Raw genomic sequence first — 19,379 nt, forward strand, 5'->3', positions numbered from 1 at the left:
GGTATCGTCATCAGCCGCAAGGAGCTGGCCGGATTCATGGTCTGCCGCTGAAGCAGCCCGACCCCATCAAGTCCTGGCGGCGCTTTATCGGGAAGCGCTGAGTGTCTTTTGCGGCGCCTGATATTCCTCTCGTTTTTTATTCGTCTTGCTGGCATCCTTCCGCCGTTCATGCCAAGAGACGGCATCAAAAGCAGGACAAGGACGGCAGATGAGGGAGCGGCGCCCACCGCACAAGACGCGCGAGCGGACAAAGCTTGCCGATGACGCTGCCGGCAAGCGGGTCACCCTCCCCCGCGCCCTTTCCAAGCTCGGTTATTGCTCCCGCACGCAGGCCGAACGCCTGATTGCCGAAAACCGCGTCGCTGTCGACGGCCGGGCCGTCACGGATATTTCCGCATGGGTCGATCTTGCAACGGCGAGGATCAGCGTCGACGGCCTGGTTATCGCTGCCGAGGCGAAAATCTACCTGATGCTCAACAAGCCGCGCGGACTGGTCACCACCCGCCATGATCCCGAAGGCAGGCCGACGGTCTATGATTGCCTCAGGGATTTCGACATCCCGCATCTCTCCCCCGTCGGCCGGCTCGACAAGGCGAGCGAGGGCCTGCTGCTTTTCACCAACGACACCGAATTTGCCCAGATCCTGCTCGATCCGATCACGCATGTGACGAAGACCTATCATGTTCAGATCGACCGCATCATGGATGACGAGGCGATGGCCGCAATGACATCGGGCATTCGCCACGACGGCGAGTTGCTGACGGCAACCGCCGCGCGGCGCCTGCGCCAGGGCGACAGGAACTCATGGATCGAGGTCGAACTCGACGAGGGCCGCAACCGCCAGATCCGCCGCATGCTGGAAACGCTCGGGACGGAATGCCTGCGCCTTGTGCGCGTCGCAATCGGCGAGCTCGAACTCGGCGAACTACCGAAGGGCGCCGTGCGCGCGCTGACTGCGGCGGAATTGCAGTCGCTGCGGCGGAAAACCGGCATCGAAAAGGCAAGACGCAATTGACTGATGTGACTGGCATGGCGCCGCACGATTTCTGGCAGGAGTTTGATCCGCCGGACACCTTTGCCGGCGATGGCGAGTTTGCCGCCTTCTATGTCGCCGCACTGGAAGATGGCCGCCAGCTTCGCCTGCCGATCCGCGTGTTGGCGGACGGCAATCACGCCCTCGCCTCGCTGATCGTCAACCAGGCAAGCTTCGCCGTGCTCGATACGCTCGCCGAAAGCCTCGCCGAAAAGATCAGGCCTAGGGGCATCGATGTCGTCGCCGGCCTGCCGACGCTCGGCCTGACGCTTGCCGCCGCCGTGGCGCAGAAGCTCGGTCATAACAGGTACGTTCCGCTCGGCACCTCACGTAAATTTTGGTACCGCGACGAGCTCTCCGTTGCCCTGTCTTCGATCACCACGCCGACGCAACAAAAGCGCCTCTATATCGATCCGCGCATGCTGCCGCTGCTGAGCGGACGGCGCGTCGCCTTGATCGACGATGTCATTTCCAGCGGCGCCTCGATCGTCGCGGCTCTTGATCTGCTGACGGCCTGCGGTATCGAACCGGTCGTCATCGGCGCCGCCATGCTGCAATCCGAGCGCTGGCGCGAAAGCCTGACGGCCGCCGGCCCGCAATGGACCGCGCGCACCGTCGGCGTCTTCGCAACGCCCCTTCTGGAGCGGAACGCCGCAGGCCGGTGGCAGGCCCCAGCGGCCTGAGACGAGATATTGCAGGCCTGCCTGCCGGCACCTCTGTACAGCCCACGAGGAACGATTACAGTCCGGCCCGATCGATGAAACACGGGGACCTGCCCATGTCGTTCGAGCAAGCATCCCTGCTGATCCTTCTGCTGGCGATGCTGGTTCTCTTCTCACTCGATCGCTTCCGCATCGAGGTGGTCTCGATCGCCGGTCTGCTTGCCGGCTATGCGCTTGGCCTTTATCCCGCCGATCGGATCTTCACGGGCTTCGCCAGCCCCGTCGTCGTCAACGTCGTCGGGATCCTGCTGATCGTCCAGGTTCTGGCGCGCAGGCTCTTCGACAGTCTCCCTGCCCGTTTCGCGGCCACAGAACCCTCGGGTTTCCAGGTCATATCAGGCATGCATCGCTCGCCGGCTTCACCTCCATCTTCATGAATATCGGTGCCTTTGCGATCACCCTGCCGGTGGCGCTGCGACTCGGCACGGCTCTGGCGATCCCTCGCCGCCAGTTCGTCATGCCGGTCTCGTTCGCAGCCCTGCTCGGCGGTCTCGTTTCGCTGATCGGCACGCCGGCCAATCTGCTCGTCAGCGAGGCGCTCGGCGAGGCGAGCGGAGCCGGCTTTCACTTCTTCGATTTTGCTATGTCGGCCTGCCGGTCGCAACCGTCGCCATAGTCCTGACCCCGATCGCACTGGAATTTGCAAGAACCGGCCAGCATGCGCCGCACGCCTATCTGATCGCGGTCGCCGCCGGTGCCTCGCTCGATTTCCTGACGCCCTTCGGCCATCACAACAACACGCTCGCCATGGGCATCGGCGGCTACCGCTTCAGCGACTTCCTGCGCGCCGGCTGGCTGCTTGCCGTTACAAGTAACGGCCTCGCCTTGTTTCTCCTGGCTCTGTTCTGCCTGTGATGCGATACTTGCGGCCACCTTGACTTCCCGGCAATGAAACGACAGGAAGCCTTCACCCAATCACAAGGACAGTCGAGCGCCGTGCGAATCCTCTCCGAAGCCCATTTCCCGGAACTGCCGAACTATTATCGCGGCAAGGTGCGCGAGAATTACGACCTTCCGGACGGACGCCGGATCATCATCAGCACCGACCGGCTGAGCGCCTTCGACCGCATCCTCACCTGCATCCCCTATAAGGGCCAGGTGCTGACGCAGACGGCGCGCTACTGGTTCGAGGCGACTCGGGATATCTGCCCCAATCACGTTCTCGACTATCCCGATCCGAATGTCGTCATCGGCAAACGGCTCGACATCCTGCCGGTCGAGATCGTCGTGCGCGGTTATCTCGCCGGCACCACCGGGACCTCGATCCTGACGCTCTACAAGAAGGGCGAGCGCGAGATGTATGGCATGCGGCTGGCCGACGGCATGCGCGACAACCAGATCCTGCCCGAACCCGTCATCACCCCGACCAGCAAGGAATTCGACGGCGGCCATGATGAGCCGCTGACGCCTGAGGAAATCGTCACGCGTGGCCTTCTGACTGCAGAGCAATGGCAGATATTGTCGACCTACGCGCTCACCCTCTTTGCCCGCGGCCAGGAGATGGCGGCCAAACGCGGCCTGATCCTTGTCGACACAAAATATGAATTCGGCACCGATGGCGATGGCAATATCATCCTCGCCGACGAGATCCACACGCCCGACAGCAGCCGCTACTGGCTTGCCGAAAGCTATCCGGCAAGCTTCGCTGCCGGAAAACGGCCTGATAGTTTCGACAAGGATTTCGTCCGTGCCTGGGTGGCCGAGCGCTGCGACCCCTATAAGGACGAGATTCCAGAAATCCCCGTCGAACTGATCGAGCAAACCTCGGCCGTCTATATCAAGGCTTACGAGGCGATTACCGGCGAGCGTTTTGTCCCCGACGATAGCGACGAGACGGCGCTTGCCCGTGTTCGAAACAACCTAGCCCCCTATTTCCCTTGAAAAGACGAGGGGCAAAGCCGACCGGCCAAGCATCGGCTTGCGGTTTGTCTCCCAATAGCGCTAGCATTAAAGAGGGTACCGGGCCCGGCCCGGCGGGGGACGGATGATAAAAAGGCCGAGACGCAAGGCCGAGGAAACGCGGGAGGACATTCTCTCCATGGCGGAGATGCTGTTTCGCGAGCGTGGCTATCTCGCGGTGTCGATCGCCGATATCGCAGGGGCACTGCACATGTCGCCCGCCAATGTCTTCAAACATTTTCATTCCAAGGTTGCACTGATCGACGCGATCGCCGGACGCCATCTCGACAATGCCACCGAGCGTTTCGCCGCCTTCGAGCAGGACCTGCCGCCCAAGGAGCAACTGCTCCGCTTCGTCCTGCGCCTGCTGGAAGGCCATCTGCAGGACATCCAGAAGAACCCTTACATCTTCGAAATGGTGCTTTCGACGATCGAGGCCAAACTCGACGCCGGCAACCGCTATCGCGCCCGTATAGAACAGAAGCTCGGTGAGATCATCCGCGAGGGCATAGTGGAGGGACGCTATCAATGCCGCGATCCCGAGAGCGCCGCACGCACCGTCGCAGACGTGCTGGCCTGCGTATTGCACCCGATCCTGATCGCGCGCGACGACAAGGAAACTCTCGTCCACCGTGCCGAGGACATCGTCGGCTTCGTCGATGCCGCATTGCAAAATAACGCTTGCTAAGTGACGATTGCTGACTTACGTCACTTCGTAAAGCCTTTCTTAAATTCGGATAATGGCATTTGAAGCCAAACCAATCCTGACGCTTATAGGAGCCTGCGCTCGGTCAAGCTGAGCCGCGGCCGAGCCCGTGGATTGAATGGCCATTGCCACCGCACAGGGAATTCAGAATGATACGGCGCGCCCTCCTCATCTCCTCGGCCCTGGCGCTCGGCACCTTGCTCGCCGGCTGCAGCGACAATGCCGGCAAGCCCGCCGGCAATACGGGCGCAGGTGCCGCACAGCAGGCCGCCGCCGTCGGCGCGGTCACGATGACGAAGGCCACGTTCCCGATCACGACGATCCTTCCCGGCCGCGCCGAGACATTCCAGACGGCCGATATCCGCCCGCAGGTGAGCGGCCTCATCCGCGAGATCGCCTTTAAGGAAGGCGGAGAGATCAAGAAGGGCGACCTTCTCTACCAGATCGAGGATGCCCCCTATATCGCCGCCGTAGAGCAGGCCAAGGCGGCAATCTCCAAGGCGCAAGCCAGCGTGCCGAGCGCCGAAAGCAATCTCGACCGCTATCAGCGCCTCGTCGGCAGCGGCGCGACCCAGATCGAATTCGAAACAGCCAAGACGACGCTGCTCCAGGCCAAAGCCGAAGTCGAGTCGGCAAAGGCAGCACTTTCCGCCGCGCAGATCGATCTCGACCACACCAGGATCGTCGCACCCTTCGACGGCGTCATCGACCAGACGGCCTATAATGTCGGCAACGTCGTCTCGGCCAATCAGACGACGGCGCTGACGACGATCCGCCAGCTCGATCCGATCTATATCTCGCTGACGGAATCGAGCACCAACCTTTTGAAGCTGCGCGATGCGATGGCCGCCGGCAACATCAAGGGCGCAGACAACGTCGCTTTCCACCTGATCCTCGAAGACGGCAAGGAATATAACCAGCTGGGCAAGCTCGACATGTCGAAGCAGGTGGTCAGCGAGACCACAGGCACTTTCATCATCCGCGTGCTCTTTCCCAATCCCGATCGCGTCGTCCTGCCCGGCATGTATGTGCGGGCAACCGTCGAGCTCGGCGCCGAGGCCGGTTATGCGCTGCCGCAGCTGGCGACGAGCCGTGATGCCAATGGCCGGCTGACGGCACAGTTCATTTCCGCCGACGGCAAGGTCGAAACCCGCGCCTTCGAGAACAGCTCACCCTCCAACAATTCCTGGCTCGTGACCGAAGGCATCAAGGACGGCGATCAATTGATCGTCAGCGGCCTGCAGTCGATCACCGCGGGCATGCCGGTGAAGCCCGTTCCGATGAAGATCAACGACAACGGCGTGGTCGTGCCTGCCGAGCAGCCCGCGGCCGGTGATACGCAGAAGCCCGCAGCGAAATAATCGCAGCAGGCCCGCATCGTCACCGTCTCAGCCGCACAGGAACAACCGATGGCCAAGTTTTTCATCCGACGTCCGATTTTCGCCTGGGTCATTGCGATCACCATCATGCTCGCCGGCCTGCTGGCGATCTTCACGCTGTCGATCTCGCAATACCCCGACATCGCCCCGACGACGGTCCGCATCAATGCCACCTACCGGGGCGCCAGCGCCGAGACTGTCGAGAAATCGGTGACGACGATCATCGAGGATGGCATGACCGGCCTCGACGACCTGACCTACATGACCTCGACCTCGTCGACCGGTTCGGCCAGCATCCAGCTCACCTTCGGGACCAGCGCCGACCCGGATATCGCCCAGGTGCAGGTGCAGAACAAGCTGCAGCTGGTTCAGTCGCAGCTCCCAGGCGACGTCATCGACGCCGGCATCAGCGTCACCCGCTCGACGTCGAGCATTCTTCTCGTCGGCTCGCTCGTTTCGACCGACGGCAAGCGCAACTCGGTCGACCTCGGCAACATCATGTCGACCTCGATCGAGGATCAGATCCAGCGGCTGGAAGGTGTGGGCAGTATCAACGTCTTCGGTTCGGGTTACGCCATGCGCGTCTGGCTCGATCCGTTCAAGCTCTTGAAATACCAATTGACTCCGAGCGACGTCACGTCAGCCATCCAGGCGCAGAACACCCAGGTCTCCGTCGGGTCGCTCGGCGCCCAGCCGGCCCTTCCCGGCCAGCAGATCAACGTCACCATCACCGCCCAAAGCCAGCTGACCACCGTCGCCGATTTCGAGCACATCATTCTGAAGGTCGAAAAGGACGGCGCAACGGTGCGCTTGAGCGACGTCTCGCGCATCGAGATCGGCCAGGAAAGCTACGGTGGCGGTTCGCGGTACAACGGCCAGCCGTCGACCGGTTTTGCCGTCAATCTCGCGATCGGCGCCAACGCCATCGATACCGCGGCCCGCGTCCGCTCCGCCCTCGAGGTCATCGGCCGCACCCTGCCGGCGGGCGTGGAGATCACCTATCCCTACGATACGACGCCTTTCGTGGAACTGTCGATCGAGAAGGTCGTGCATACGCTGATCGAAGCGATCGTGCTCGTCTTTGTCGTGCTGCTCGTCTTCCTGCAGAACCTGCGAGCAACGCTGATCCCGACGATTGCCGTTCCCGTGGTGCTGCTCGGCACCTTCGGGGTGCTTGCTGTCACCGGCTACTCGATCAATACCTTGACGATGTTTGCCATGGTGCTGGCAATCGGCCTCCTGGTCGACGACGCCATCGTCGTCGTCGAAAACGTCGAACGCATCATGTCCGAAGAGAAGCTTTCGCCGCTGGAGGCGACGGAAAAATCGATGGGCGAGATCACCGGCGCCATTGTCGGTATCGCGCTCGTTCTCACCGCCGTCTTTATTCCGATGGCCTTCTTCGGTGGTTCGACCGGGATCATCTATCGTCAGTTCTCGATCACCATCGTCTCCGCCATGCTGCTGTCTGCGCTCGTCGCCCTGGTGCTGACGCCGGCACTTTGCGCCACGATGCTGAAGCCGGTCGGCGAACACAGGAAGCACCGCGTCGGCGACTGGTTCAACCGCAATTTCACCCGCTCGACCAACGGTTATATCAGCGCCATCGGTTATCTCTTGAAGCGGCCGATCCGCGTCATGCTGGTTTTCCTGCTGGTCGGCGCCGGCTGCGCCTATCTCTTCACCCGCCTGCCGAGCTCCTTCCTTCCGCAGGAAGACCAGGGCGTGCTGCTGACCATCGTCACCACGCCGCCGGGCTCGACCACGCAGCAGACCCAGGCGGTCGTCGAGAAAGTCGAAAAATACTATCGCGAGAATGAGAAGGATGCCGTCGAATCGGTGTTCGGCGCGCTGGGCTTCGGCTTCAACGGCTCCGGCCAAAACAGCGCCATCGTCTTCACCAAACTCAAGGATTTCTCGAAACGCACCGATCCGCAGCTGAGCGCCCAGTCGGTTGTCAACCGCGCGCTGCGCAGCTTCTTTGCCATCCGCGAGGCGCAGGTCTTCGCACTCCTGCCCCCGGCAATCCAGGGTCTCGGCGTATCGAGCGGCTTCTCCATGTATCTCGTCGATACCGGCGGCCACGGCAACGACGCCCTGACGGCCGCCTCCAAGCGGCTGATCCAGATGGGCAATACGTCGGGCAAGATCGTGGCGCTGCGCAGCAGCAATAAGGAAGTCGAGCCGCAGATGCGCATCGTGCTTGATCAGGAGAAGATCGGCGCCATGGGCGTCGATATCGCCTCGGTCAATTCGATGCTGTCGATCATCTTCACCGGCCGCGACGTCAACGACTTCACGCTGAACGGCGAGATCAAGCCGGTCTATGTTCAGGGCGATGCGCCCTTCCGCATGCAGCCGGATGATCTCGACCATTGGTACGCCCGCAACACTGCCGGTGAAATGGTGCCCTTCTCCGCCTTTACCAGGACGGAGTGGGTGAAAGGCGCGCCATCGCTTGCCCGCTTCGACGCCGTCAGCGCCATTCCGCTCGACGGCGCTTCCGCACCCGGCGTCTCCTCCGGCGATGCGATGAACGAAATAGAAGCGCTGACCGAACAGCTCGGCGGCGGTTATACGGTCGCCTGGCAGGGCATCTCCTACCAGGAGCGCCTTTCCGGTTCGCAGGCGCCGATGCTCTATGCGATCTCGGTTCTCGTCGTCTTCCTCTGCCTGGCGGCACTTTACGAAAGCTGGTCGATCCCCTTCTCGGTGATCATGGCGGTGCCTGTCGGCATTCTCGGCGCGCTGATGGCGGCCACGCTCTTCAGCCAGGCGAACGACGTCTATTTCAAGGTCGGCCTGCTGACGACCATCGGGCTGGCGGCGAAGAACGCGATCCTGATCGTCGAATTCGCCAAGGACCGCATGGAAAGCGGCATGGGGCTCTACGAAGCGACGCTGGAGGCGGCGAGATTGCGACTGCGGCCGATCATCATGACGTCGCTCGCCTTTATCCTCGGCGTCGTGCCGCTGGCGATCGCCACGGGCGCCGGCTCGGCGGCCCAGAATGCCATCGGCATCGGCGTCCTCGGCGGCATGCTGGCGGCGACGATGCTCGGAATTTTCTTCGTACCGTCGTTCTTCGTCGTCATTCGACGCATCTTTGCCACACGGAGCAAAAATGCGGCAGGAGTGTGATAAAAATGCACTGTGATAATGCTGTTCTCGTTGCTACATTGCGCCCGACTGCTTCGGAATGGTGTTTTTGGTACGACGAGGCGCGGCGGCCGATAGTGAAGCATGAAGCTTCGGACAAGAATTGACTTGCTCGAGTACAGGATGAAATGAATGGTATCTCTTCGTTTTGCCACACCGGCACTATTGTTATTACTGTCGGGCTGTGTGGTTGGCCCGGATCATGTTCCTCCTGAGATGCCGCTGCCCGCCAAATTCGGAGAAGGCGGAACGAAGAGCGATGGTGATGTTGCGACCGCCGCATGGTGGACCGCCTTCAACGATTCGAGGCTGAACGGCTACGTCAACGCCGGCCTCGAGCAGAACCTGTCAGTCCAGCAGGCGATCGAACGCATCAATGCGGCCTCCGCCAACGTCACCACCGCCGGCGCCGGCGGCCTGCCGAACCTGACCGTCGGCGGCTCGCACACCGTCAGCGGCCAGAGGGGCGAATTGCGCACGCAGTTCGACACGCGCAACACCAGCGCCGGCGACGTCCAACTGAGCTGGCTGCTCGATCTCTTCGGCCTCTACAAGCGCAGCACGGAGAGCGCGCTCGCCTCGCTCGATTCCGCTTACGCATCCGCTGATGTCGCCAAGCTGACCCTCGTGCAGGATCTCGTGTCGAGCTATATCGACGTTCGCTATTATCAGCAGCGCCTAGCGCTTTCGAATGCCAACCTGAAGTCTCGCCGGGAAACCTACGAACTGACCAAGTTCCAGCTCGAAGCCGGCGCCGCCTCGCGTCTCGACGTCGTTCAGGCCGAAGGCCTGGTGCAGTCGACGCTCGCCGAAATTCCGGGCCTCGAAACCAACATCCGCATATCGGCCCATCACATCGCGACGCTGCTCGGCCTGCCGGCCTCAGCCCTGGTCGATGAATTGCTGAGGGGCTCTGGTCAGCCGGTATTCCGCGGCGGCATCACCTCCGGCATCCCGGCGGACCTGATCCGCAACCGTCCCGATATTCGTGTGGCGGAACGTGATCTCGCTGCTGCAACCGCCAATATCGGTGTAGCCCAGGCGCAGCTCTATCCGAGCATCTCGCTCAGCGGCTCGATCTCACCGTCCTACATCAACCAGCGTGGTGTCCATGGCGGCCTGACGCCTTGGTCCTTTGGCCCGACCCTCAACCTGCCGATCTTCGACGGCGGTCGCCTGCGCGCCAACGTCAAGTCCGCGCAGTCCGATGCCGCCACGGCCTATCTCAACTGGAAGTCGACGGTGCTGACCGCGGTCGAACAGGTCGAGAACGCGCTTTCGGCCGTCCGGCGCGACGCCCGCACGGTCGCCGCACTTCAGGCCCAGGTAAAGACCACCCAGGAAACACTCGAACTTTCCACCGCATCCTACAAGGACGGCGCCTCTTCGCTGCTCGACGTTCTCGACGCGCAGCGCCAGGTCTCACTGGCCCAGGCAAGCCTTGCCCAGTCCGTCCAGCAGATGGCCAAGGACTACGTCTCGCTGAACATCGCCGTCGGCGGCGGCTATGCGCCTGGCGGCAAAACCACCGCACCGGTGAAGCCCGTGCCGACAGCGAAGCCAGCCAAGAGCTGATCGGCAGCCGGTCTTTTGGAAAATTGGAAAATCGAAACCCCGCGATCGTCTCGCGGGGTTTTTTGATGCCTGCCGAATTCGCTTCGCGGATAATTGCGCATAAGATGAATTTGGATTCGACAAGCAAAAAAAGCTGAGGTAAAGCTCTGATTAAACGATTAATCAGAGCGCCGTCGATCATGGCTCAATCGCGCCCGGGACCAAACCTCAGCAGGATAGCGACGTCGCTCGGCGTCTCTGTCGCCACCGTCTCCAATGCGCTTTCCGGCAAGGGCCGGGTCTCCGGCCAGTTGATCGAGAGAATCCGCGAGCACGCAGCCGAACTCGGCTATGTCCCGAGCCAGGCCGGCCGGGCGCTCAGGACCGGACGCAGCGGCGTCCTCGGCCTGGTGCTGCCCGATATCGCCAATCCGCTGTTCCCGAAGATCGCTCAGGCGATCGAATTCGCAGCCTCCGCCGCCGGTTACGGCGTGCTGATCGCCGATTCCCGCGGCGATGCCGCCACCCAGACCGAGGCGATCAACCGGCTCGTCGAGCGCAGCGTCGACGGCATGGTCATTATTCCCCGCCGCGCCACTCGTATTTCTGCCGCCGCCTGTCCGGTCGCCGTCATCGACACCGCCTCGACGCCAGGCAACACCGTGGCCGCCGACCATTGGCAAGGCGGCCGCGAAATCGCCGACCATCTCGCCGGCCTTGGCCATCGCCACATCCTCATCATCGGCAACAACCAGGAATCCAACGTCCAGAACGACCGTGCCGGCGGCATCCGCTCCGGCATGCGCCCGGGCATGCATGCGGAAACACTGTGGATCGACAGGCTGGAGCAGGATGGCGGCATTGGCTGCCCGCTCGGCCTCGCTGAAAAGGTAGAACAGGGTTTCACCGCCTTCGCAGCCCTCTCCGACCTCCAGGCCCTGCGCGCGCTGACGGAACTGCAGCAGGCCGGCATCAGCATTCCCGCCGATGTCAGCGTCACCGGCTTCGACGATCTCATCTGGTCACCCGTCGTTACGCCGTCGCTGACGACGGTCCGGATGGACATGGATAGAATCGCCGAGATTGCCGTGTCGGCGCTGACGGATGCCATAAGAACCAGCGCCACCGGGGAGGGCATGCTCGTTACCGCGGAAATCGACCGTGTCGCCATGCAGTTGATCGTCCGCCAATCGTCCGGGCCCTGCGAGCCCGGCACCAAAAACCTCAGAGATGGAGAACATGTAGGATGAAAAAAGCTGTCATTGCCGCGGTGGCGCTGTCCGCACTGTCACCGCTTGCCGCATCGGCGGCAGAACGGACGCTGACCATTTCCGTCTATGCCTTTGCCCAGGATGATTTCAAGACGCTGGTCTACGATCCGTTCGAAGCCAAATGCGGCTGCAAGCTCGTGGTCGAGACCGGCAACAGCGTCGAACGCCTGGCCAAGATGGAGGCCAACAAGGCCAACCCCGTCGTCGATCTTGCCGCCGTTTCGATGGCCGATGCGCTGGCCGCCTCCCGCGCCGGGCTGACCGACAAGGTGGATACCGCGAAACTTTCCAATTTCGCCAAGCTGTACGACATCGCCAAGGATCCGAACGGTGACGGCATGAGCGTCGGCTATACCTTCTACGCCACCTCCATCGCCTATCGCTCCGACAAGATGAAGATCGACTCCTGGGCCGATCTCTTGAAGCCGGACTATGTCGGCCACGTCGCCTTTCCGAACGTGACCACCAATCAGGGGCCGCCGGCGCTCTACATGCTGGGCCAGGCGCTCGGCAAGGACACGCCCGATCTGAAGGGACCGATCGAGGCGCTGGGCGAGAAGAAGGACGAGATCGTCACCTTCTACGAAAAATCCTCGCAGCTCGTGCAGCTGATGCAACAGGAGGAGATCTGGGCAGCGCCGATCGGCCGTTTCTCCTGGGCAGGTTTCACCAAGCTCAACCTCCCCATTGCGTGGGCTACGCCAAAGGAGGGCCAGACCGGCGGCATGAACGTCCTGGTGCTGACCAAGGGTTCGAAAAACGCGGATCTCGCCTTGCAGTTCATGGATTTCTGGCTTTCGACCGACACCCAGACCAAGCTCGCCGAGAAGCTGATCGACAGCCCCGCAAACAGCGAGGTCAAGCTTTCCGAGGCAGCGGCCAACAACCTCACCTATGGCGAGGAAACGGCGAAGAGCCTCAAACTGATCCCTTCCGCCGTCGCCCTCGACAATCGCGCCGGCTGGCTGAAGACATGGAACGAGAAGGTCGGCCAGTAACGTGAAAACTGGTCCCGGCGCCGCCGGGACCGCTCTCCTGTCCTGGAAAGGCGCCTCATGTTCCAGAACCGCGCGGAAGCCCTGGCGCTTGCCCTGCCGGCAGCCATCTTTGCGACCATGGTCTTTCTGCTGCCCGTCACGATCCTGCTGTCGGAGGGCTTCCAAGCCGGCAGCGCCTGGAGCCTGTCGGCCTATGCCGATTTCTTTTCCGAAACGCTGAACCGCACCGTCTTCCTGCGCACCTTCCGGCTCGGGCTCGAAGTCACCGCCGTCTCCGCGGTCATCGGTTATGCCGCAGCCTTTGCCATCGTCAATCTGCCGGCGAATGGCAAGGGCCGGATGATCGGCCTCGTCACCCTGCCGCTGATGATCTCGCCGGTCGCCCGCACCTATGCCTGGATCGTCATTCTCGGCCGCACCGGCATCGTCAACCAGGCGATCACGGGCCTCGGCCTCAGCGCCGAGCCGCTGCGGCTGCTGTTCACCGAGACCGCCGTCTTCATCGGGCTCCTGCAGCTCTTCCTGCCGCTGATGATCCTCTCCTTGATCAGCGCGCTGGAAAACATGCCGAAGGATGCCATTCCGGCCGCTCGCGTGCTTGGCGCCAACTGGTTCCAGGTCTTCTGGAAAGTCATCCTGCCGCTGACCAGGGAGGGCCTCGTCATCGGCGGCACGCTTGTCTTCACCGGCTCGCTCACCGCCTATATCACCCCCGCCGTGCTCGGGGGCTCCAAGGTGCTGATGCTCGAAACGCTGATGTACCAGCAGGTTTCCGTCGCCAATGATTTCATCTCGGCCAGCGTCATCGCTCTCATTCTGATCATCATGAGCTTTGCCGCCAACATCCTGCTGAAACGTCTTGCGACGGCGAGGAACCGCAAATGACCCTCCGCCAGTTTTCGCCTATCGTGCTTTTCCTGCTGCTGGTCTTCCTGATCGGCCCGTTCCTGATCATCATCGCCGCGTCGCTCTCGGCCGGAGAGACGCTGGCTTTTCCGCCACAGGGCCTGTCGCTGCGCTGGATGATGAAGGTGTTCACCATCGAGAGTTTCCGCGACAGCTTCGCCATGTCGATGTTTCTCGCCGTCTTCGGAACGCTCGCAGCCCTCGTCCTCGGCATCCCGGCCGCCTACGCCCTGTCGCGCTACCGGCTGCCCGCGGCCGAAACCGTCCGCACCATCGTCTCGCTGCCGATCATCGTGCCCGGCATCATCGTCGGCCTGGCGCTGCTGCGTTATCTCGTCGTGCCCTTCGGCTTCAACATCACGCTCGCGCTTTTCTTCGCGCATACCGCCCTTGTGCTGCCCTATGCCGTGCGCGTCGTCTCCGCAAGTCTCGACAATCTGCGCTCTGATATCGAGGAGGCCGCCGTCCTGCTCGGCTCCTCCAGGCTCGGCGCCTTCTTCCGCGTGGTGATGCCGAATATCCGCGGCGGCATCCTTGCCGCCTTCATCCTCGGTTTCGTCACCAGCTTCAACCAGGTGCCCGTCTCGCTCTTCCTTTCCGGTCCCGGCGTCCGCACACTGCCGATCGACATGCTGGGTTACATGGAAACCACCTACGACCCATCCATCGCGGCGCTCTCCGCCCTTCTCGCCTTTCTCTCGATCGGCATCGTCTTGCTCGCCGAACGCTTCCTGGGATTTTCGCGCTATGTCTGATGCCTATCTTCAACTCGACAAGCTGACGCTTGCCTATGGCGATACGGTCGCGGTCGGCAATCTCGACCTTACGATCGGCAAAGGTGAACTCGTGGCGCTTCTCGGTCCCTCCGGCTGCGGCAAGACGACGACGATGCGCGCCATCGCCGGCCTGCTGACGCCCACCTCCGGCCGCATCAGCCTCGACGGCGCCGATATCACCCGCATCTCTGCCAACAAACGCGCCGTCGGCCTCGTCTTCCAGTCCTACGCCCTCTTCCCGCATCTGACGGTCTATGAGAACGTCGCCTTCGGCCTGCGCCTCAAGGGCATTTCGGGTGCGGATCTCAACGCCCGCGTCGGTTCCGGCCTCAGATCCGTCGGCCTCTCGGCCTTCGCCGGTCGCAAGCCCGCCGAACTCTCCGGCGGTCAGCAACAGCGCGTGGCGCTCGCCCGCTCGATGGTGATGGAGCCGAAGGCACTGCTGCTCGACGAGCCGCTCTCCAATCTCGATGCCCGGCTTCGCCTCGAAATGCGCGCCGAATTGCAGCGCGTGCAAAAGGAGACCGGCGTCACCATGATTTTCGTTACCCACGACCAGACCGAAGCCCTGGCGCTCGCCGACCGCATCGTCGTGATGCTGAACGGCGGCATTGAACAGATCGGCACGCCGGAAGAGATCTACAACAATCCCGCCTCTGCCTTCGTCGCCGATTTCGTCGGCTTCGAGAACGTCTTCGCGCTGAAGGACGGGAAGCTCGCGACGCCGAACGGGCCGGTCGCTCTTTCCGGCGCAGTGCCGGAAGCCTCAGCGGGCTTGGCCTGGCGGCCGCGCGCGGTTAACCTCGGTTCCGGCCCCTTCCAGGGCGCCGTGCGCGGCACCTCTTTCGCCGGCAGCACCCGCGAATATCTCCTCGATACGCCGCTTGGGCCCATCAAGGCCGAGATCGACGCAAGCCAGCCGCTGCATGAGATCGGCAGCGCGCTCGCCTTCGACCTGCCGGTTGCCGGCGCGGCAAACCTCAAACGGTTCGGGTGAAATCATGGGCGTCTGGATCGATACCGACATGGGCTTCGACGACATATCAGCCATTCTGGTGGTGGCACAGTCGGAATATGAGATCGACGGCCTATCACTGGTCTTCGGCAATGCGCCGCTGCCGCAGGTGAGAAGGAACGCTGCCGGCGCTGCCATCGCCTTCGGCTGGAAATTCCCCATCCACACCGGCCGCGCCATGCCGGTCCTCGGCAAGCTCGAAACCGCTCAGGCGATCCTCGGCGCAACCGGCATTCCGACCATCGGCAAGACCCTGCCGGAGGGACCCACCCTCGCCGAAAGCGATGCCTTCACGGCGCTCTGCCGCTGGCTGGAACGTGACGGCCAGCACCGCATCCTGGCGCTCGGGCCCCTTACCAATATTGCCGCCGTGGCGCTTGCCCGGCCCGATCTCGCCGCCCGTATCAGCGAACTCGTCTGGTTGGGCGGCGGCGTCACATCGGGCAACCACACGGCCTCTGCCGAGTTCAACGCGCTGGCCGATCCCGAGGCGCTGGCGATCGTCATCGCCCATGGCCTGCCGCTGCGCATGGTCGATCTCGACCTCTGCCGCAAGGTGCTGGCGCGACCCGAGGATGCCGAGCCGGTGCGCACCGCCGGCGGCACCAATGCGGAGCTGATCGCCGATATGCTCTCGGGCTATGTAAGCATCGCCACCAGCCGCGGCCGCCCCGCCATGGCGATCTACGACCCCTGCGCCGCAGTCGCCTTTGTCGCTCCCGATATCGTCAGCTTCCGTCCCGCGCGCATCGACGTCGAGTTGCAGGGCGCCCTCACCCGTGGTCGCACCGTCGTAGAGACCCGCGCCGCGCATGCGAATTTCAATGCGCAATTCGCCGCCGACATCGATGCCGATAGGGCGCGTGTGATCATTCTCGCCGCCCTGGTCAACGAGGCCCGCAAATGAACGCCACCCCTCGCCAGGAACCCGCCGATCTCAACGATCCCGCCTTGCGCGCCCGCGCCGTTGCTGCCGCGCGCGGCGATGCCCCCTTTGACGTGCTGATTACCGGCGGCCGGCTGCTCGACGCGGTGACGGGCCTGATCCGCGACGCCGATATCGGCCTCGCCGGCGCGCTGATCGCGAGTGTCCATGCCCCGGCAAGCCGCACGGATGCAGTCGAGATCATCGATGCGGCGGGCAGCGTCCTGACGCCCGGCCTGATCGACACCCACATGCATGTCGAAAGTTCGATGGTGACACCGGCCGAATATGCAAGCGCGGTACTGCCGCGCGGCGTCACATCAATCGTCTGGGATCCGCATGAATTCGGCAACGTCCATGGCCTCGACGGCGTGCGCTGGGCGATCGAGGCGGCGCGTTCACTGCCGCTGCGCATGATCCTGCTCGCCCCATCCTGCGTACCATCGGCGCCCGGCCTGGAACTTGCAGGCGCCGATTTCGATGCTGCCGTCGTCGCCGAGATGCTACGTTCCTCTCCCGTCGGCGGCGTTGCCGAAGTCATGAACATGCGCGGCGTCATCGACGGCGATCCGCGCATGACTGATATCGTCAATGCCGGACTTGCCTCCGGCAAGCTCGTCTGCGGCCATGCCCGCGGCCTCGAAGGCGCCGATCTCAACGCCTTTATGGCATCGGGTATCACCTCCGACCACGAACTCACCTCCGGCGCCGACCTCGCCGCCAAGCTTGCCGCTGGCTTGACGATCGAGCTGCGCGGATCCCACGACCATCTGCTGCAGGAATTCGTCGAGGTGCTGAACGGTCTCGGCCACCTGCCCCCAACCGTGACACTCTGCACCGACGACGTCTTTCCCGATGAACTCTACAAAAGCGGCGGCCTCGACGACGTTATCCGCCGTCTGGTGCGCTACGGCATGAAACCGGAATGGGCGCTGCGGGCCGCGACCTTCAACGCCGCAGCGCGGCTGAAACGCTCCGATCTCGGCCTCGTCGCAGCCGGCCGCCGCGCCGACATCGTGCTCTTCGAGGATCTCCAGGAATTCCGGGCGCGGCTGGTCATATCGGGCGGCCGCATCGTCGCCCGCAACGGCGGCATGCAGGTCGACATCAGGCAACTCGATACCGCACCGCTTGAGAATTCGGTAAAGCTCCCGCAATTCGGCGAAAATGATTTCCGCATTCCGTCGAAAGGCACACGCGTCCGCGTCGCCACCATCGACTGCCCGCGCTTCACGCAATGGGGCAAGGCCGAGACAGAGGTCAGGGACGGCTTCGTCGTGCCGCCGGCCGGCAGTGCCATGATCGCAGTCGTCCATCGCCACGGCAGGGCCGAAGGCACCCCGCGCATCGGCTTCCTCACCGGCTGGGGCGAATGGCGCGGCGCCTTCTGCACCACCGTCTCGCATGACAGCCACAACCTCACTGTCTTCGGCGGCAATGCACGCGACATGGCGCTCGCCGCCAATGCCGTCATATCAGCGGGCGGCGGCATGGCGGTCGCAAGAGACGGCGCGATCGAGGCGCTCCTGCCGCTGCCGCTCTCCGGCCTGGTGACCGATACATCACTTGAGAACACCGCTCTGGCCTTCGCCAACATCCGTAAGACCATGGAAAAGATCGCCGACTGGAAACCGCCTTACCGGGTCTTCAAGGCCTGCTTCGGCGCCACACTCGCCTGCAACGTCGGCCCGCACCAGACCGATCGAGGGATTGCGGATGTGGTGACGGGGGGAGTGATGGAAAGTCCCGTGCTGGAGATTTGGTAAGCCGGGACGCACGGACCTCGCGACGGACGTGCCGTGCGACCCCCATCCGCCTGCCGGCAGGCGGCAAGGGTGCTACAAACGCCAAGCTTACCCTTTCAACTCCCGCTCCACCAACGCTACCCAATAGGCAGCCCCATAACCAAGCGCCCCATCGTTGAAATCATAAGCCGTATTGTGATGCAGCGCCCCATCCACCGCCTGGCCGTTGCCGAGCCAGACATAACAACCCGGCGCATTCTGCGCGAAGAAGGCGAAATCGTCTCCCGCCGTCGACGGCGGAAAGCGTGTTCGCACTTTCTCGCCGAAGACAGCGCCGGCCGCAGCGAGCGACCTCGCCGTGGCATCCGCGTCATTGATGACAGGTGGAATCCGTCGCTCGAATGCATAGTCCACGGCGATGCCGTACATAGCAGCAGTACCATGCGCCAACCGCCCGATCTCGATCTCCAGCTGATCCCGCACCGCGGGTGAATAGGCCCGTGCCGTCCCACCGATCTCCACGACATCCGGGATGACGTTCAAGGCCTTGGAATCACCCGCCTGCAGAAAACAGGTACTGACGACGGCCGGCTGCAGCGGGTCGATCACGCGCCCGACGATCGTCTGCAGCGTTGACAGGAAGGTGCCGGCGGCCGTGATCGGATCGCGGCCGAGATGCGGCTTGGCGCCGTGCGTGCCGGTTCCCCGGAAGGTCATGCGCCAGCTATCGGAGGAGGCAAGCTGCGGCCCCTCGACGACAGCGATCTCGTCGACCGCAAGCCCGGGCATATTGTGCAGCCCGTAGACGGCGTCGCAGGGGAAAAGCTGGAACAGCCCCTCCTCGACCATGCGCTTCGCCCCGCCGCGCCCCTCTTCGGCCGGCTGGAAGATGAAATGCACCGTGCCGGAAAAACCCCGCGTCGTCGCAAGATGCCGGGCGGCGCCGAGAAGCATTGCCGTATGGCCGTCATGGCCGCAGGCATGCATCTTGCCGGGCACGGTCGATTTATAGGGCCGTTCCGCCATTTCAGGCATGGCGAGCGCATCCATATCGGCCCTGAGCCCGATCCTCCGCGCGCCATTGCCGACCTGCAGCGTACCGACCACACCGGTGCCGCCGAGGCCGCGATGCACGATGATACCGGCCTCTTCGAGAAGCCCGGCGACGATGCCGGCGGTGCGCTCCTCCTCAAAACCGAGTTCGGGATGGGCATGCAGATCACGACGCAGGGCGGTGAGGAAGGGCAGATCATCCTTGATCCCGGCGGGAATGCTCATCGGGCAATGCTCC

15 protein-coding genes and 2 pseudogenes (1 of these 17 cut by a window edge) are annotated in these 19,379 nt (G+C 63.2%); 16 read left to right on the forward strand and 1 reads right to left on the reverse strand.

Annotation, left to right across the window (positions count from 1 at the left end; translation table 11 throughout):
• From PO860_RS16350 to PO860_RS16425, 16 genes and pseudogenes are all read left to right on the forward strand, one after another.
• Nucleotides 1-51, forward strand: the 3' end of a protein-coding gene (locus PO860_RS16350; protein ID WP_097621140.1) for a hypothetical protein. The gene continues 156 nt to the left of window position 1, outside the view; 51 of the gene's 207 nt are visible here — the last part of the coding sequence; the start codon falls outside the window, past its left edge; the stop codon is at nt 49-51.
• A gap of 157 nt (nt 52-208) precedes the next feature.
• The gene (locus PO860_RS16355) at nt 209-1,015 is read left to right on the forward strand and encodes a pseudouridine synthase (RefSeq protein WP_183609652.1); all 807 of its coding nucleotides are present in this window, start codon (nt 209-211) and stop codon (nt 1,013-1,015) included.
• Between the two features lie 14 nt (nt 1,016-1,029).
• Nucleotides 1,030-1,716, forward strand: coding sequence for a phosphoribosyltransferase (locus tag PO860_RS16360; protein WP_183609665.1), 687 nt, complete (start codon nt 1,030-1,032; stop codon nt 1,714-1,716).
• Between the two features lie 95 nt (nt 1,717-1,811).
• Nucleotides 1,812-2,610 (forward strand): annotated as a pseudogene (locus PO860_RS16365) (SLC13 family permease).
• A gap of 81 nt (nt 2,611-2,691) precedes the next feature.
• On the forward strand, nt 2,692-3,636 hold the full coding sequence (locus PO860_RS16370) for a phosphoribosylaminoimidazolesuccinocarboxamide synthase (RefSeq protein ID WP_273884981.1): 945 nt from the start codon (nt 2,692-2,694) through the stop codon (nt 3,634-3,636).
• A 103-nt stretch (nt 3,637-3,739) separates the two neighbouring features.
• Nucleotides 3,740-4,342, forward strand: a complete 603-nt coding sequence (locus PO860_RS16375) for a TetR/AcrR family transcriptional regulator (protein ID WP_183609651.1) — start codon at nt 3,740-3,742, stop codon at nt 4,340-4,342.
• Between the two features lie 167 nt (nt 4,343-4,509).
• The gene (locus tag PO860_RS16380) at nt 4,510-5,721 is read left to right on the forward strand and encodes an efflux RND transporter periplasmic adaptor subunit (RefSeq protein ID WP_183609650.1); all 1,212 of its coding nucleotides are present in this window, start codon (nt 4,510-4,512) and stop codon (nt 5,719-5,721) included.
• A gap of 48 nt (nt 5,722-5,769) precedes the next feature.
• Complete coding sequence (locus PO860_RS16385; RefSeq protein ID WP_273884978.1) at nt 5,770-8,880, forward strand: efflux RND transporter permease subunit; 3,111 nt, start codon at nt 5,770-5,772, stop codon at nt 8,878-8,880.
• A 150-nt stretch (nt 8,881-9,030) separates the two neighbouring features.
• Nucleotides 9,031-10,473, forward strand: coding sequence for an efflux transporter outer membrane subunit (locus PO860_RS16390; protein WP_183609648.1), 1,443 nt, complete (start codon nt 9,031-9,033; stop codon nt 10,471-10,473).
• A gap of 179 nt (nt 10,474-10,652) precedes the next feature.
• Nucleotides 10,653-11,697, forward strand: a pseudogene (locus PO860_RS16395) (LacI family DNA-binding transcriptional regulator).
• A gap of 1 nt (nt 11,698) precedes the next feature.
• Complete coding sequence (locus PO860_RS16400) at nt 11,699-12,721, forward strand: ABC transporter substrate-binding protein (protein WP_183609646.1); 1,023 nt, start codon at nt 11,699-11,701, stop codon at nt 12,719-12,721.
• A gap of 57 nt (nt 12,722-12,778) precedes the next feature.
• Complete coding sequence (locus PO860_RS16405; protein WP_273884977.1) at nt 12,779-13,606, forward strand: ABC transporter permease; 828 nt, start codon at nt 12,779-12,781, stop codon at nt 13,604-13,606.
• Nucleotides 13,603-14,382, forward strand: coding sequence for an ABC transporter permease (locus tag PO860_RS16410; RefSeq protein ID WP_273884976.1), 780 nt, complete (start codon nt 13,603-13,605; stop codon nt 14,380-14,382). Before PO860_RS16405 ends, PO860_RS16410 begins: the two co-directional genes overlap by 4 nt.
• Entirely contained in the window at nt 14,375-15,400 is a 1,026-nt protein-coding gene (locus PO860_RS16415) for an ABC transporter ATP-binding protein (RefSeq protein ID WP_273884975.1), read from the forward strand. The genes PO860_RS16410 and PO860_RS16415 overlap by 8 nt, the downstream gene beginning before the upstream one ends.
• 4 nt (nt 15,401-15,404) lie before the next feature.
• Nucleotides 15,405-16,325 (forward strand): nucleoside hydrolase, encoded by a 921-nt coding sequence (locus PO860_RS16420; protein ID WP_273884974.1) that lies wholly within the window; start codon nt 15,405-15,407, stop codon nt 16,323-16,325.
• The gene (locus tag PO860_RS16425) at nt 16,322-18,109 is read left to right on the forward strand and encodes an adenine deaminase (protein WP_273884973.1); all 1,788 of its coding nucleotides are present in this window, start codon (nt 16,322-16,324) and stop codon (nt 18,107-18,109) included. The genes PO860_RS16420 and PO860_RS16425 overlap by 4 nt, the downstream gene beginning before the upstream one ends.
• An 87-nt stretch (nt 18,110-18,196) precedes the next feature.
• On the opposite strand, the gene PO860_RS16430 is transcribed toward PO860_RS16425, so the two are convergent.
• Complete coding sequence (locus PO860_RS16430) at nt 18,197-19,366, reverse strand: M20 aminoacylase family protein (protein ID WP_273881793.1); 1,170 nt, start codon at nt 19,364-19,366, stop codon at nt 18,197-18,199.
• Between the last annotated feature and the right edge of the window lie 13 nt (nt 19,367-19,379).

Origin of the sequence: Rhizobium binxianense (genome assembly GCF_028994275.1) — a bacterium.
Classification (GTDB): domain Bacteria; phylum Pseudomonadota; class Alphaproteobacteria; order Rhizobiales; family Rhizobiaceae; genus Rhizobium; species Rhizobium binxianense.